Consider the following 14314-nt stretch of genomic DNA (forward strand, 5'->3'; position numbering starts at 1 on the left):
CCATTTCTATGTAAAGATGCGCTTCATGATTGGCTCTAAACCCTTGCTACTCAAGGATTGATCGGTTGCAGCTTCATAGTGAAATGATATAAGTCCCGTTAATTTCCTTATAAAAGCATTAAAGTGGCACTGGACTCCTCCTAACTGTCGGATTTGATGTAAGGATGCTCTCTTCTGGAGGAGTATAGCTTGAAGCCTTAAACTCAAAGCAATACAAGCTATTCCCTATTCCCTAGCGCTTCGCGCTATATCAGGATAGAATGTCGATTCTAGCCTATGCAATACTGGCGTTACCGATTACCCATTACCAGCGTGTAGAATGATCTAGAGCAGAAAAATATACCATGACTCAATTCATCTCTTTAATTCAATCTAAAAAAGCATACCGATTACTGATCATTTTTTTAATCTTGATCGCCCCTATCACTGCCGTTGCTGGGTTTATTTATACTCAAGAAATCAAGCAAGCGAAAACCCTATTACAAATCCAAGTAACCAACAGCCTTGAAGGACAAACAGATCAAATTTCCAGAGAGTTTCAGTTAATTATATCTGATTTGAAAATCTTAGCTGAATTAAATGAACTGCAAAATTATCTAGTTGACCCAACAGTTGAGCAACGTAATGCTCTATCCAATGAGTTGTTTCACTTTTCTGTCCATAAACATCTCTACGATCAAATTCGGTTTTTAGACCAAATTGGACTCGAAATTGTTCGGGTTAATTTTAATAAAGGTCAGCCCTCGGTTGTACCAGTGGAGAAACTGCAAAATAAAGTTAATCGCTATTACTTTCAAGATACCTGGGCACTTTCAGCGGGAGAAATTTTTGTGTCTCCCTTTGATTTGAATATGGAAGAAGGCAAGATTGAACAGCCCTTAAAGCCGATGATTCGATTTGGGATGCCTGTATTCGATAAACAGGGGCAGAAACGAGGCGTGATGTTAGTGAATTATCTAGGCAATGAATTGTTAACTGAACTAAAAAAGAAAGCGCTTCATGCTCCGGGCAATCTAATGTTATTAAATGCAGAAGGATTTTGGTTTACTGGAGTTTCAGAATTGCAGTTATGGGGGTTTATGTATAGCGATCGCCCGACTGAACTCCCGCAAACGTTCGCCAAGCAGTTTCCCCAGGAATGGGAACGCATTAGTCAGGAACGTAAAGGTCAATTTTATACTAAAAATGGCTTGTTTACGTTTGTCACGATCTATCCCTTAGGTGAGGGACAGAAATCTAGTACGGGCGCTCCAGATGCCTTTACTGCCAGTGATTTAGAGATCGGTGCATCCGAGTATTATTGGAAAGTGGTGTCCTATGTATCCCCGGAGGAGATCCAGGAAATTCTACTTCCCATTCGCAAAAAAATCACTCTACCGTTTCTCGGATTAACGGCGATCGTTTTAATTCTTTCGATAGGGTTAACAGATGCTAAAACTAAACACCGAGATGCAGAAATAAAAATTGAGCAACAAAATCGTTTTTTGAATAATGTTATCAACTCTCTGGCTGATGCTTTTTATGTGATTGATGTAGCCACTTATAAAATCATTACTGCCAATACTGCTGCTCAAAAATTGGGCAAAATCAAGAACACTCAGTGCTATTCTTTGACTCATAAGCGAAATAGTATTTGTGGGGATAATATCGAGGATTTTCATCCCTGCCCGTTAGAAATTTTGCGAAAAACAAAACAGCCTACAGTGGTAGAACATACTCATTTTGATGCCCAAGGAAATCCAATGATTGTAGAAGTCCATGCCTATCCTATTTTGGACGATCGCGGAAACTTGGTACAAATGATTGAGTATAGTTTAGATATTACACCTCGCCGAAAAGCGGAAGAGCAAGTGCGTCAACTTTCGCAAGCTGTAGAACAAAGTGCCAATGGTATTATTATTACGGATTTAAAAGGGAAAATTGAATATGTTAATTCCCAGTTTACTCAAATGACCGGGTATAGTTTACAAGAAGTACAAGGAAAAACGCCACGAATTTTGAATTCTGGAGCGCAAAGCAAGGCATATTATAAAGAATTATGGAAGACGATTAAATCAGGAAATGAATGGCGAGGGGAGTTTCATAACCAACGCAAAGATGGTTCTCTATATTGGGCACATGCGACCATTTCCCCTATGTTCAATGCCGATCGGAAAATGACTCATTTTTTAGGAATTCAAGAAAACATAACTGCTCGTAAGCAAGCGGAATCTGATTTGCGAGAATCCGAATATCAACTAAGACGGAAGACAGAAGAACTAGAAAAAACGTTGGCCGAATTGCGACAAACTCAATCTCAACTCATTCAAACTGAGAAGATGTCTAGTTTAGGGCAATTAATGGCAGGAATTGCTCATGAAATCAATAATCCGATTAGTTTTATCTATGGGAATTTAGGCTACGCAGAAACTTATATGCAAGATTTAATGGGTCTGATTGAGGCTTATCAGGAAAGCTATCCTCATCCTCAGCCACAGGTAGTGGAAACGATAGAAGAGATTGATTTTGAATTTTTAATGGAAGATCTACCGAAAATTTTAGAGTCCATGAAGCAGGGAGCAAATCGTATTGATTCTATTGTTTCTTCTTTGCGGATTTTTTCTCATATGGATCAGGTGGGGATTAAAGCGGTGGATATTCATCAGGGATTGGAGAGTAGTTTAACGTTACTACAATCTAGATTACAAGGGGATCAACATCGTCCAGAGATTCAAATTAAAAAAGAGTATGCTGACTTACCCTTGGTAGAATGTTATCCCGATCAGTTAAATCAGGTGTTTATGAATTTAATGATGAATGCCATAGATGCTATTGAAGAGCGCGATCGCACTCTATCCGTAGATGACATTCAATCCTATACTGGTCAAATCAGCATAATAACGCAACTTGTCGAAGCTGGCTTGGTGAAAATCAGCATTACTGATAATGGGATTGGGATTAAAGAGTCCATAAAATCTCGATTATTTGATCCATTTTTTACGACCAAGGATGTGGGGCAAGGGACAGGCTTAGGACTCTCTATTGCCTATCAAATTATTACTGAGCAACATCTAGGAACCCTTGAGTATTCTTCTACGGAATGGGAAGGTACAGAATGGGCGATCGCCTTACCCGTGAAGATGAACTAAGGTTTCTTCTTCGGCCATTCCCTGGATATTGAGCAGAATACCACTTGACATCCCTTCAATTTCGATTATTATAGAAATATGGAATCAACTAAAATCACTGACCTATCTCTTGACGACATTTCAAGGGTCTTTGCTGCTCTAGGACAATCTTCACGTTTAAAAATTGTCCGCTTACTGCTGTCCGCTAATCCAAAGGGGTTACCGGCTGGAGAGATTCAGAAGGAACTGGGGATTTCTGCGCCCACCTTGTCCCACCATCTGGACAAGTTACGACAGGTGGGTATTGTGACCGCAGAAAAAGAGCGTCAGTGGATCTGGTACAGTGTTCGATCCCAAACTCTCAAATCTCTGATTGACTTCCTCTTTGAGGAGTGTTGCACGCGCAATCAAGTCATTCCATTGGATGAAATGAACGTTGCACCAACTCGTGAATCAGAAGATGCAGAGGCTTGAGAGCAAGGGGTGATATGAACTCCCTAGAAGTTTGCTACAGATGATTGACACTCCACACACGGGGATTGAGCTGTAGCATCGTTTTTGGGATTTCATATAAAAATTTTTGTTTTTTTATTTCGATGTTTGCCTAAATATCAAAGGAATTAAGTCTCATGGCAACTAATGTACTGACAAGATTGAATCGTAGCGTTCTGAAACTCGATCGGGTGGTATTGGCGATCGCCCTCATCCTTTTCCTGCTCGCCCTCATCGAACGCTCCCAAGTCTCTGATACCCTAGCCTTCACACTCAACAGTCTTTCGAGTGTCGCCCCTTTTTTATTCCTATCCATTGGAATTGCCGCGTATACCCAAGCAAGCGGTGCAGATAACCTGATCTCCAGAGCCTTTCAAGGTCGAATCTCAGTAATGGTGGTTGTCGCTTCTGTATTTGGAGCCTTTTCACCCTTTTGTTCCTGTGGCGTTATCCCCCTGATTGCCGCCTTACTCACCATGGGTGTGCCTGTCGCTGCGGTGATGGCCTTCTGGCTTTCATCTCCCTTGATGGACCCGTCCATGTTCGTGCTGACGGTGGGGACACTAGGTCTACAGTTTGCGATCGCCAAAACAGTCGCAACCATTGGGATCGGATTATTAGGTGGTTTTGGCACATTAGCCCTGATCCGTTCCGGTATTGCCGTCAGATCCTTTACCCAACCCCTACGTGAAGGAGTGGGCAATGGAGGCTGTGGGGGCAGTCGAGTCCGCAAACCCAAGCCCATCGTCTGGAAATTCTGGCAGCAAGTCGAGCGACGACAAAAATTTTGGCACAGTGCCGGTAAAAACGCCTGGTTCTTAGGAAAATGGCTTGCTTTAGCCTTCATGATTGAGAGCCTGATGCTCGTTTACATTCCCAATGCTTGGATTGAGACCCTAGTTGGTGATGCCAGTTTTCTCTCGATTGTCGGCGCTGCACTCGTAGGCATTCCACTCTATCTCAATGGTTTTGCTGCCTTGCCCCTGATTGGTGGACTCATTCAACAGGGAATGGCACCAGGAGCTGGCATGGCCTTTCTGTTAGCTGGTGGTGCAACCAGCATCCCCGCAATGATTGCTGTGTTCGCCCTCGCCCGTCGTCCCGTCTTTTTGGCCTATCTGAGCTTTGCCTTTATTGGCTCTGTCATAGCTGGTCTAATGTATGCTGTGATCTTTTAGGGCAGTGATATAGCATTTCTTAATGAGTCAGGACTTACCCATTAACTCTATCGGTAGGTGTTGTTCCAAGCTTTAACGCACCAATCCTCTATGGAGTCGTTAATCAGATAGGAGAACAGCGAGATTTTACACTTTGGTTTCCTTAAGGACTTGTGAAGAAGATTTTGCCCGTCACCGACAGTTATTTTTAACCGAGCAAGGTTACGGTTATGAGATTAACTAAGAGTGGAATAAATATGGAGTGAAAATGTTTGACGAATTAGAAAAAATTAACGAACGTCCCGAACCATTCCAATTTTACACCGCAAGCGATCTCTGGACTGATGAACATACATCAAAGCAGATGCTCTCCTTTCATCTTAATCCAGCCATTGATGTTTCTTCGAGAAAAGTTGAATTCATAAATCGATCGGTGGAATGGATCGTATCTGAGTTCAACATCGGCAGTGAAACTTATTTAGCTGATTTTGGCTGTGGTCCTGGACTGTATGCAAGCCGTTTGGCGAAACGCGACGCATCTGTAACCGGCATCGATTTCTCGAAGAGATCCATTGAGTACGCAAAGGAAATTGCAGCCCGCGAACAATTAAATATCAGCTATGTAAATCAGAACTACCTGGATTTTGATACAGAAGAACGATTCGATCTCGTGCTGATGATTATGTGTGATTTCTGCGCCCTTAGTCCAACACAAAGAAAAAAAATACTAGACCTATTCCATAAGATTTTAAAACCGAGCGGTTCAGTCCTACTTGATGTTTATTCCCTGGCTGCATTTGAACAAAGGGAAGAAACGGCAACATATGAGGTGAACCAACTCAACGGTTTCTGGTCACCTCACAAGTATTACGGCTTTCTAAATACCTTCAAATACAATCAAGAGAAGGTAGTGCTGGACAAGTACACCATTATTGAGTCAGAGCGAACCAGATATGTGTACAACTGGTTGCAATATTTTACGCCTGAAGAGCTTGAGCGTGAGTTGGTTAATGCTGGTTTTGCAATTAAAGGGATCTATTCTGACGTTGCGGGAACCCCTTGCGATCGACAATCGAGAGAATTTGCCGTCATTGCCAATAGAGTGTAGAAGTATAGATCTCCACAGAACAATGCCATACCGGGTGCATCTCATATTTAGATCGGATCTATTTTTAAGGGTGGGCAGGAGGATAAGCGGCATCATTCAAATTACACAACCCGATCCTGCCCACCCTAACTGATACTTTAATTGATTCCCAGATTTGATATCATTAATTGATCGGAATATCTGCCTCAACTTGACACCCTTTCCCTGACGCACTCTTGATTTCAAAACGTCCACCGATCGCCTGAATTCGGTCTTGCATTCCTCGCAACCCAAACCCTGTAGAATTGAGATTCCGCTCAAACCCTTGTCCATTATCCTGCAAACGCAAGCACACCATTCCACTCGCTTCCATCAGATACACTTGTACCCGCGTTGCCTCACTATGACGCGCCACATTCGTCAGAGCCTCCTGCACCACCCGATACAGCGCTGTCGAGCATTTTTGGGATAACGCTGACCTCACCTTAAACTTGCACTCAATGCGAATTCCCGTCGTCTGCTTCACCTCTTGCAATAACTCCATCAGAGCAGCTTCAAACGTCTTTCCCTTCAACGGATCGGTTCGCAGAGCAGACACCGAATGGCGCACATCCTTAAGTGCTTCTTTCCCTAACCGTTGTGCTTCCTTTAAATACCCCTGAGCTTTAGGGGGATCTTCAGCTAAAAACACCGCTGAATTCTCCAACTGGATACTCTGAGCGGTTAAATAATGGCCAACAGAATCATGAATCTCACGAGCAATACGATTTCTCTCTTGCAATGCCGCTTGATTTTCCACCAACAGGGCATATTGGCGTAGTTCCCGATGAGCTTCTTTTAAATCTTGTCGGCTTTTTTTTTCACTCAGTAGCGCTCCTACTAACAACAGAACCAACACTAATACCCATCCAAATAAAAGAGCTGAATTAACGGTTAAGTGCAGAATAAACCCTTGGGATCTGGGAGACAAAAACTGCATCAAATCCGCAGGTTGCTCCACCTTACGGGACAAATAGTGAAAAAATCCCACCCGTTTTAAAATCGTTCCCATCAACATCCCCAAAAACGAAACATAAGCTACCAGTGCCACCATTACCCGTCCGCGCCAGGGAAACATTAAACAGCCTCGAATGACAACTACCAGCAAGAGAGCGGAAAAAAACGTTGCCCCTCGCCCCCCAAAGGCAATTGCCAAGCCACTCAAACCAAACCCTAAAGTTGTATACAGTACCTGATAAATCCATGGGTGATGGACTTGGGGTAAGCGCAAACCCATTAATCCCAAACTACCAATACTGGCGAGAATTCCAGGAATAAACCGGCTGGGATTTCCTGGGCGACTCGGTGGCATGGGGGGATAGGGGGGAGGCATTTCCAAACCCTGGGGACGCGGAGGCGGTGAAAAATGAATAGCATCGGGAGAGGGGGCAAAGGTTGCTAATACTGCAATTGCCAGCAAAATCCATTCTAAGTAAAGCAAAAGATAAAATGGATGATTAGAATAAGATTTCCATCCAGAAAAACGTCCCATGGCTTCCCCCTGTCCTCATCTTGCACAAATCTGTGAATCTATACCCGATCTTACGGGAACTTTTTCACAGAATCGAGGATCTTAGGTCTGCACTTATGTGAAAGGGATATAGTGCTTTAGGACTAGATTAGATTGGTACTAGAGAGTCGGTTGATTTAGGTGATTGGATCGAAGTGGATGAGCGATCGCAATTTCTAGGATTGATTTATCCGATACAGGTTTAGACAATCCGGAGAATTCGATCATGACGACTACTTTACCAACACCTCAAAGCAAAAATACTCAACCCGTTCAAACCGTTAAGTATGTCTCCAATTTACCCCATGGGGTAATTCCTTATGCGTTGGCGGCTAGTGTACTGAGTTTAAGTGCGATCGCCGGATTTGTCTATCTCCGTTATGGTCATTTTAACTTAACTCAAATTCCTCTCCAGACTGAATCCGTTCAAGGCTCTGACCTCGTTGGCGAAAATATTAGTTTTTATCGTGCCCCAAATTCTCTCTATAATATCGAATTTGAAATCAGCCAAAACGGACAATCTACTCCTATTCTCTTAAACAATGTCGATCTGCGGTTAATGATTCCCCAAATCCCTGCCTCCATTCGTGGGAATCAAGCCTTAACTCAATGGTTTCTCACGGAACGGGAATTTAATCGACAACGGGTTATTTTCTCTGCTGGCTCCCCAGAAATTTATCTACCCGACGGATTCATGGGTTACTCCAGTGAAGAAATCTCTATTGCCGTCACCAATAATTGCTTAGGTGCAGGCTATTGGGAATTAGCCGTTTTTGCCGAAACTCCAGAGGGAAAACAAAAAATTTATCAAGGCTACTTTGACTTTCCCAAAGGAGCCTATAGTCGTCTTGTCAGCGAACTCAATGGTGTTTCCTATTGGGATCATGCCCCATCCATGGAACCTTGGCCGGGATTTAATTTCTATAGTGGAATGCCTTTTGATTTAGACGCGATACGCACGGCAAAACGCCGCTATCTGGTTGATGCCCAAGACTTAAAACACGAAAATATTCTCGCCACCAATGAGCAAATCAGCAAAGCAAAACTCATGGTGGTTAATCAACCCCTAGAAACTCTTGAAACTTGGGAAGACTTGCAGCAAGCCAATCCGAAGTTTCAAAGTTTTGTTCCTCCAGGAATTTATAATCCGGATAAACTCTGGAAAACCGATTATAGTCAGATTGCCCATTTACAGAGTGCTACAGCTACAACGATTGATTCCCCTTTAGCCAATGAAGAATTATTAGAATTGGAATTAATTCTCAAGAGCCAATCCGGGAAACTTCGTAAATTTATCGTCAGTGGAGTAGATTGGCATCAAATTCCCCAAGTTTCCACGGATCAGTACGATCGCGGAATCTATATTCCTATTGGTTTTGCTCCCCCATTTACCGATAACTACGAGCAGTTGAAACAAAATCCACCCCACAAGAGTCCTTTATTTAGTGTCATGCTAGATGGATACAATCTAGCCATGAATTATCGCAAGGATATCGGCATTAATGGCTTAGTGATGCATCGAGATATCCAGAATCCCCATAAACTGCATTTTTATTTTATGTCTTATGAGCGGATTACTTTGGTGAGTCACTATGTTTTGGATTTAACTCAATGGGTGCTAATGGAACATCCAGAACCAGAAGCCATGAGTGCGGTAAAAACATTTGACTATACTCCATCTATGGCTCTCTCTCAAGTGGATTTAAATCAAAAAGTATATACCCAACTGGATCAAGCTTGGCAAACCAATCCCCAATTTAAACAACGGCTAACTTATCGCATTTTTGTGGATTCTCAAGGCGTAATTATCGGTTATGTTCCCAGTTCCAATGAAGCTCAAGATTGGGTGGACAATACCCCATTGTCGGATATGAGTCAAGCTTCTGAATTTGACGATCGCGGGATTGATTCTTTCCGAGTCGTTTTTACCCCAAGGGGAGGAATCGAGGTCAGTCCTTGGTGGGGATGGGATTCTCAAGAGTAAGCCATATGTTGTCGGGAGCCAGAAACCCGGTTTCTTGAAGAAACCGGGTTTCTAATATCAAGGGCGCGATCGCACAATATCTTCAAATTCTCGAATCGCTACACTTGAACCCATTTCCCAACCCCGCTCAATATAATTTGGAATGAGTCGTTTCAAATCATACTCAGGAAACCATCGGCTCTTTTGAACTTCTTGATAACCCTGACGATCAAATTGATAAAAATATAACTTACTTTCTCTATAAATCCACAGTTCTGAAGGGGCGATCGCCTGATAATCTTCCGGTTGCGTCATCGAAGTTAAATCCACCTCAATCACCAAATCTGGAGCCGGATCGGTTTCTAAATCAATCCGCTCTTTGCCTAAAACCGCCAATCGATTATCAATATAAAAACAATGATCCGGTTCAATACCCTGTTGGTTGATGCGTTTTAAGGTAATCGGTTGAAATGAATCCCAGTCTTTCCCTTGTTGTCGTAATAAAATTTTGACAAAATCTGCTAATATATCCGATTGATTCGCCTGTTTAACCAAAGGAGAGATAATTTTAATCTCTTGAGTTTTACCGTTATAGCTAATTCTTAATCCAGCCCTATCTTCCCGACGCGCTAACAAAGCCTCATAATCTTGCCAACTTCTAAAGCGCAGAATCAATTCATCTCCCGGTTCAAGAGCAATAATGTCTTCAGTAATAGTGGGTAATCTCATTTCAACAAACGCTCTATTCATTATTGAATTAATCTCAATTATAGCAATTTTCGAGACCCAGAAACCCGGTTTCTTCAAGAAACCGGGTTTCTCAACCACTGCCAACTTAATTGTTGCTCTTCCTCATCCAAAGACCAACGGAGTAGATCGGCAAGTTGACCCGCAGAAATTCCAGGCATCCCCAAAGCTTGTCGGGGTTTTTCTGTGGCTAAACTAATCGCATCGCCTAACTCATAAATCCCCCAACGCACTAAATTTTCAACACCAGCAAATAACGGTAAAGTCGTCCCCGACAACGTGCCATTGAGTAATCGTGCAGTTCCCTGTTTCACTTCAATTTGTCGATTATCCCAGGGATAAATCCCATCCGGCAAACCTAGAGGTGATAGAGCATCACTAACCAGGAAAATGTTTTTAGAATTCGCCCGCAATACAATATCAATCATCGTCGGACAGACATGAATCCCATCTGCAATTAACCCACAATAAATCTGCGGATTCACTAACGCAGCACCCAATAAACCGGGGTCTCGATGGTGTAAACTAGGCATGGCATTAAACGCATGAGTTACCATAGTTGCGCCCTGTGCAAAGGCCAATTTCGCTTGCTTTAGGGTAGCTTGGGAGTGACCGAGACTGACTGTAATTCCCAAGGAGGTTAAGTAGGAAATCACTTCACCCGTGGGATCGAGTTCTGGCGCAAGGGTGATGACTTTTACAACTTCTGCATAGTCTCCCAATACCTGTTTCATGTTTTCTAGAGTTAAGGGAAGCAGATATTCCCAAGGATGAGCGCCCCGTTTTTCTTGGTTTAAGCATGGCCCTTCTAAATGAATACCCAAGGGTTGAGCCGCATTTTTAGAGGGTGAAAATTGTGAGAAAATCTTTAATGAGCGGTGGATATTTTCAATAGATGTCGTAACTAGAGTTGGCAAGAAATAGCTAACGCCTTGTTGCCATAAAAGTTGACAAATTTGATTGAGTTTTGTCTCATCTTCGCTGGTAATTTCGGGAAAGGCTAATCCCAATGCACCATTAATTTGTAGGTCGATCCCTGCCAAGGAAATCCAGTCCCCTTGAACATCTAGGATGGGTTGATCGCTAGTGTGTTCGTCTTGGGTGGGTAAGATGGCTTGAATCTTTCCTTCTCGAATGACTATATTTTGTTTGTCTTGATATCCAGGAAGGTGGGCGTTAATAATATTCAGATTAGGATTCATGACAATGAGAAAACAGAAGTGTTAATAGTTGTAGGAGTAGATTGGGGAAAGAAATTGATGGAAATACTCAAGACTCGTTCAACCGGCCCTTTCTATCTACTATCTACAAGTTCATGATTAAGCTAAATTCCCTACAAATCCAATTGACCCAGAATATTCTGTAGGACTTGACCGGAATGATTGAGTTGTTGTTGTTCAGTCTGATTCAGAGATAGGTTAATTAACTTCGTCGCACCTTGACGGTCTACTATGGTAGGCAGACTAATACAAAGTTCGGGTAATCCATACAATCCATCAACAAAACGACTGACGGTCATAATTCGCCGTTGGTTACGCAAAATGGCTTTGACGATATCGGTGACTGCTAATCCGATTGCATACGATGTATAGCCTTTGCGTTGGATAATTTCATAGGCTGCATTCTTCACTTGATTAAAAATCTCTGCTAATTGGGGATCGTCACTACTCGGAGATCCCGGCCGTCCATCACAGAGTTTCATCCCCGCAATATTCACTGTACTCCAAACGGGAAGCTCACTATCGCCATGTTCGCCAATAATATAGGCATGAATACTACGGGGGTCAAGATTGAGTTTTTGGGAGAGTAGAGCGCGAAAACGAGCTGTATCGAGTACGGTTCCTGATCCTAATACCCGATAGCTAGGAAAGCCGGATAGTTTCAGGGTGACATAGGTCATAATATCAACTGGGTTACTGACAATCAGCACAATGGCATGGGGACAATGTTGAACGACTTCTGCAATTAAACTTTTGAAGATGGCCACATTGCGTTCCACTAAGCTTAATCGACTTTCACCGGGTTTCTGGCTAGCTCCAGCAGTAATAATGACAATATCTGCATTTTTACCTGCATCAGCAACGGTTCCTGCTTTGACGAGGGTGGGGGAAATGAAGGGTATTCCATGCATGAGATCCATAACTTCCCCTTCGGTTTTTTCTTGGGCAATATCTTGCAGGATCAGTTCATCAAAGCAATTCTGAATGAGTAAAGAATAGGCACAGGCTAAACCAACTTGTCCAGCACCAATAATTACTCCTTTTCTGAGATTGAGGGGACTGGAAGTTGTCGATGTACTCGGATTGGAAAAGAGATTTTCAAACATAAGTGGGAAGAAGGAGCAAGGAGCGTGAATGTCATCAGGCCAGAATAATGCTGGCGTATTGAGCTGCACCATAGGCGGCACTATCCGGTAGGGTATCAATTGACCATTCGACTCTAGTGTTTTTCAGATGGGGGAAAGAATGGTCAATTTCATGGCGAATCCAACCAATAGCATCCTGTTTAAATCGTTCATAAGATTGATCGGATGCATTTTTCCGTCTTTCCTGCGCTCCACCGGAGATCACAATCAGGTCGCATCCGACCGTATTGATGACGCTTCTGACCGCTCTTCCCAGATTAGTAAAATATTCATGCCAGATGTCCGTAACATCTTGGAGGGGATTCTCGTCTTGACCGAGTTCGCGGAGTATTTTGGCCACTTCCATGGGGTCACCTTGCAGCGCTTTGGGGACATTGCCTTTGGCTTGTCGATGTTTGACCATGTTTCTGAGACCGAGTAGGGAGGCTCTGGTTTCGGCACATCCTGTCGCACCACATCCACAAAGGTCGGCGTTGTCGCTGGTATCTGTGAGAATATGGCCGAATTCTGCGCCGACTCCAGGACCAGAAAAGATTTTACTGTTGATGATTAAGGCTCCTCCTAATCCGGTTCCGGTAATAAACTGAGCCATGGAGGAAGAGGCTTGATTTTGGGCTTCTCTCACGGTGTATTCTCGGTAGGCGGCAGCATCACCATCGTTGAGCAGGAGTGCAGGTAAGCTGAAGCTATCAGAGAGTTTCTGTTTGACGTTTACACCTTGCCAGGAGCGATCGATGTTGGTGGGATAAACGCATAGTCCTGAGGGGTCGATGGGGGCGGGACAAGATGCGCCGATCGCCTTGACCTCTTTTGGATTAATGTCATTGATTTTGAAGATCTCTTGGGCGGCAGTTTTTATCACGTTGACGGTAGCATCAGGGCCTTCGGAAGCGCGACTGGGGTTGTCTAGGCGATCGCCAATTACCCCGTTTTCCGAATCCCATAATCCCAGTTTTACCGTACTGGCTCCGATATCGATGCCTAAATAAATGCTCATTTTGACCTCCGTTAAGCGGTATATTGCATCGTATCAAATCCTGAATCTCAATACCTGATGCTTATGTCCGATCCTCTCGTTGGTATTATTATGGGCAGTGATTCCGATCTGCCCACTATGAAAGCGGCGATCGCCGTTTGCGAAGATTTTCAAATCCCAACTGAAGTAGCCATTGTTTCTGCCCATCGCACGCCTGAACGGATGGTCACCTATGCCCAGAAAGCCCATGAACGGGGCATTAAAGTCATTATCGCGGGTGCTGGAGGGGCAGCCCATCTACCGGGCATGGTCGCTTCATTAACGCCTTTACCGGTTATTGGTGTACCTGTAGCCTCTCGCCATCTACAAGGACTCGACTCCCTCTACTCCATTGTACAGATGCCCAGAGGAATTCCCGTGGCGACCGTGGCGATCGGCAACGCTCAGAATGCCGGACTATTAGCCATTCAAATCTTAGCCACTTCTCAACCCCAGTTACTGCAAGCCGTTCAAGCCTATCGCCAACAACTCAATCAATCGGTAATTGATAAACAAACTCAATTAGAACGTCTGGGATATGCAGATTACTTAGAAAGTATGTAATATAATTTTTCAACAGAATCTTCAAAAAGTAGCCTAGAATACAGAATAAACTCATCGAAATTGATGCAATCTATCTATCGTATTCACAGAACCAATTCAAGGAGTAGCCAAGCTTAAAGTAAACCTTAAAGTCGGCATTGAGTTTGACAGCATCCTGATTAGATTGGTTCTACGAAAAGCTGGAAGCCTATCTATTGTCACCTACTCAGTGAGTAAACTGCATCTCCAAATTTTTGCGGTGATTCTCCAATAAAGAAATTCATGGAAA

11 protein-coding genes and 1 pseudogene are annotated in these 14314 nt (G+C 43.3%); 7 read left to right on the forward strand and 5 right to left on the reverse strand.

All coding sequences use genetic code 11. The annotated features are described in order from the left end of the window. Positions 1–344: 344 nt before the first annotated feature. The 5 genes and pseudogenes from J7529_RS18870 (at position 345) to J7529_RS18885 (ending at position 5864) form a co-directional block, all read left to right on the forward strand. Positions 345–3128, forward strand: a complete 2784-nt coding sequence (locus J7529_RS18870) for a PAS domain S-box protein (protein WP_318730260.1) — start codon at positions 345–347, stop codon at positions 3126–3128. 78 nt (positions 3129–3206) lie between these two features. After that, on the forward strand, positions 3207–3581 hold the full coding sequence (locus J7529_RS18875; protein WP_318730261.1) for a metalloregulator ArsR/SmtB family transcription factor: 375 nt from the start codon (positions 3207–3209) through the stop codon (positions 3579–3581). 155 nt (positions 3582–3736) lie between these two features. After that, the gene (locus tag J7529_RS18880; RefSeq protein ID WP_271942421.1) at positions 3737–4777 is read left to right on the forward strand and encodes a permease; all 1041 of its coding nucleotides are present in this window, start codon (positions 3737–3739) and stop codon (positions 4775–4777) included. Between the two features lie 103 nt (positions 4778–4880). Further along, a pseudogene (locus J7529_RS24810) lies at positions 4881–5000 on the forward strand (hypothetical protein); the annotation flags it as partial. Positions 5001–5024: 24 nt separating this feature from the next. Next, positions 5025–5864 carry a class I SAM-dependent methyltransferase gene (locus J7529_RS18885; RefSeq protein WP_318730262.1) on the forward strand — a complete coding sequence of 280 codons (840 nt, stop codon included), beginning with the start codon at positions 5025–5027 and terminating at the stop codon, positions 5862–5864. Between the two features lie 163 nt (positions 5865–6027). Here J7529_RS18885 and J7529_RS18890 read toward each other — a convergent pair whose 3' ends face one another. Then, entirely contained in the window at positions 6028–7374 is a 1347-nt protein-coding gene (locus J7529_RS18890) for a sensor histidine kinase (protein ID WP_318730263.1), read from the reverse strand. Between the two features lie 244 nt (positions 7375–7618). Here J7529_RS18890 and J7529_RS18895 point away from each other — a divergent pair, with 244 nt between their 5' ends. Next, positions 7619–9376 (forward strand): hypothetical protein, encoded by a 1758-nt coding sequence (locus tag J7529_RS18895; protein ID WP_318730264.1) that lies wholly within the window; start codon positions 7619–7621, stop codon positions 9374–9376. Positions 9377–9433: 57 nt separating this feature from the next. Here J7529_RS18895 and J7529_RS18900 read toward each other — a convergent pair whose 3' ends face one another. The 4 genes from J7529_RS18900 to J7529_RS18915 form a co-directional block, all read right to left on the reverse strand. Continuing rightward, positions 9434–10084: a Uma2 family endonuclease gene (locus J7529_RS18900; protein ID WP_413038923.1), complete on the reverse strand. Its 651-nt coding sequence runs from the start codon at positions 10082–10084 to the stop codon at positions 9434–9436. A 74-nt stretch (positions 10085–10158) separates the two neighbouring features. Beyond that, positions 10159–11304, reverse strand: a complete 1146-nt coding sequence (nagA, locus tag J7529_RS18905; protein ID WP_318730266.1) for an N-acetylglucosamine-6-phosphate deacetylase — start codon at positions 11302–11304, stop codon at positions 10159–10161. Between the two features lie 131 nt (positions 11305–11435). Continuing rightward, a complete protein-coding gene (locus J7529_RS18910; RefSeq protein WP_318730267.1) occupies positions 11436–12428 on the reverse strand; it encodes an L-lactate dehydrogenase in 993 nt (330 codons plus the stop codon). Between the two features lie 34 nt (positions 12429–12462). After that, positions 12463–13464 (reverse strand): ROK family protein, encoded by a 1002-nt coding sequence (locus J7529_RS18915; protein ID WP_318730268.1) that lies wholly within the window; start codon positions 13462–13464, stop codon positions 12463–12465. A gap of 63 nt (positions 13465–13527) precedes the next feature. Here J7529_RS18915 and purE point away from each other — a divergent pair, with 63 nt between their 5' ends. Then, entirely contained in the window at positions 13528–14046 is a 519-nt protein-coding gene (gene purE / locus J7529_RS18920) for a 5-(carboxyamino)imidazole ribonucleotide mutase (protein WP_318730269.1), read from the forward strand. The last annotated feature ends 268 nt before the right edge of the window (positions 14047–14314 follow it).

Origin of the sequence: Roseofilum sp. Guam, from assembly GCF_017746735.1 — a bacterium.
Taxonomy (GTDB): domain Bacteria; phylum Cyanobacteriota; class Cyanobacteriia; order Cyanobacteriales; family Desertifilaceae; genus Roseofilum; species Roseofilum reptotaenium.

What these genes read in the sequence shown, in the direction of transcription:
- J7529_RS18870 (WP_318730260.1), top strand. Translation starts at nt 345, where the DNA reads ATGACTCAATTCATCTCTTTAATTCAATCTAAAAAAGCATACCGATTA.
- J7529_RS18875 (WP_318730261.1), top strand. Translation starts at nt 3,207, where the DNA reads ATGGAATCAACTAAAATCACTGACCTATCTCTTGACGACATTTCAAGG.
- J7529_RS18880 (WP_271942421.1), top strand. Translation starts at nt 3,737, where the DNA reads ATGGCAACTAATGTACTGACAAGATTGAATCGTAGCGTTCTGAAACTC.
- J7529_RS18885 (WP_318730262.1), top strand. Translation starts at nt 5,025, where the DNA reads ATGTTTGACGAATTAGAAAAAATTAACGAACGTCCCGAACCATTCCAA.
- J7529_RS18890 (WP_318730263.1), bottom strand. Translation starts at nt 7,374, where the DNA reads ATGGGACGTTTTTCTGGATGGAAATCTTATTCTAATCATCCATTTTAT.
- J7529_RS18895 (WP_318730264.1), top strand. Translation starts at nt 7,619, where the DNA reads ATGACGACTACTTTACCAACACCTCAAAGCAAAAATACTCAACCCGTT.
- J7529_RS18900 (WP_413038923.1), bottom strand. Translation starts at nt 10,084, where the DNA reads ATGAGATTACCCACTATTACTGAAGACATTATTGCTCTTGAACCGGGA.
- nagA (WP_318730266.1), bottom strand. Translation starts at nt 11,304, where the DNA reads ATGAATCCTAATCTGAATATTATTAACGCCCACCTTCCTGGATATCAA.
- J7529_RS18910 (WP_318730267.1), bottom strand. Translation starts at nt 12,428, where the DNA reads ATGTTTGAAAATCTCTTTTCCAATCCGAGTACATCGACAACTTCCAGT.
- J7529_RS18915 (WP_318730268.1), bottom strand. Translation starts at nt 13,464, where the DNA reads ATGAGCATTTATTTAGGCATCGATATCGGAGCCAGTACGGTAAAACTG.
- purE (WP_318730269.1), top strand. Translation starts at nt 13,528, where the DNA reads ATGTCCGATCCTCTCGTTGGTATTATTATGGGCAGTGATTCCGATCTG.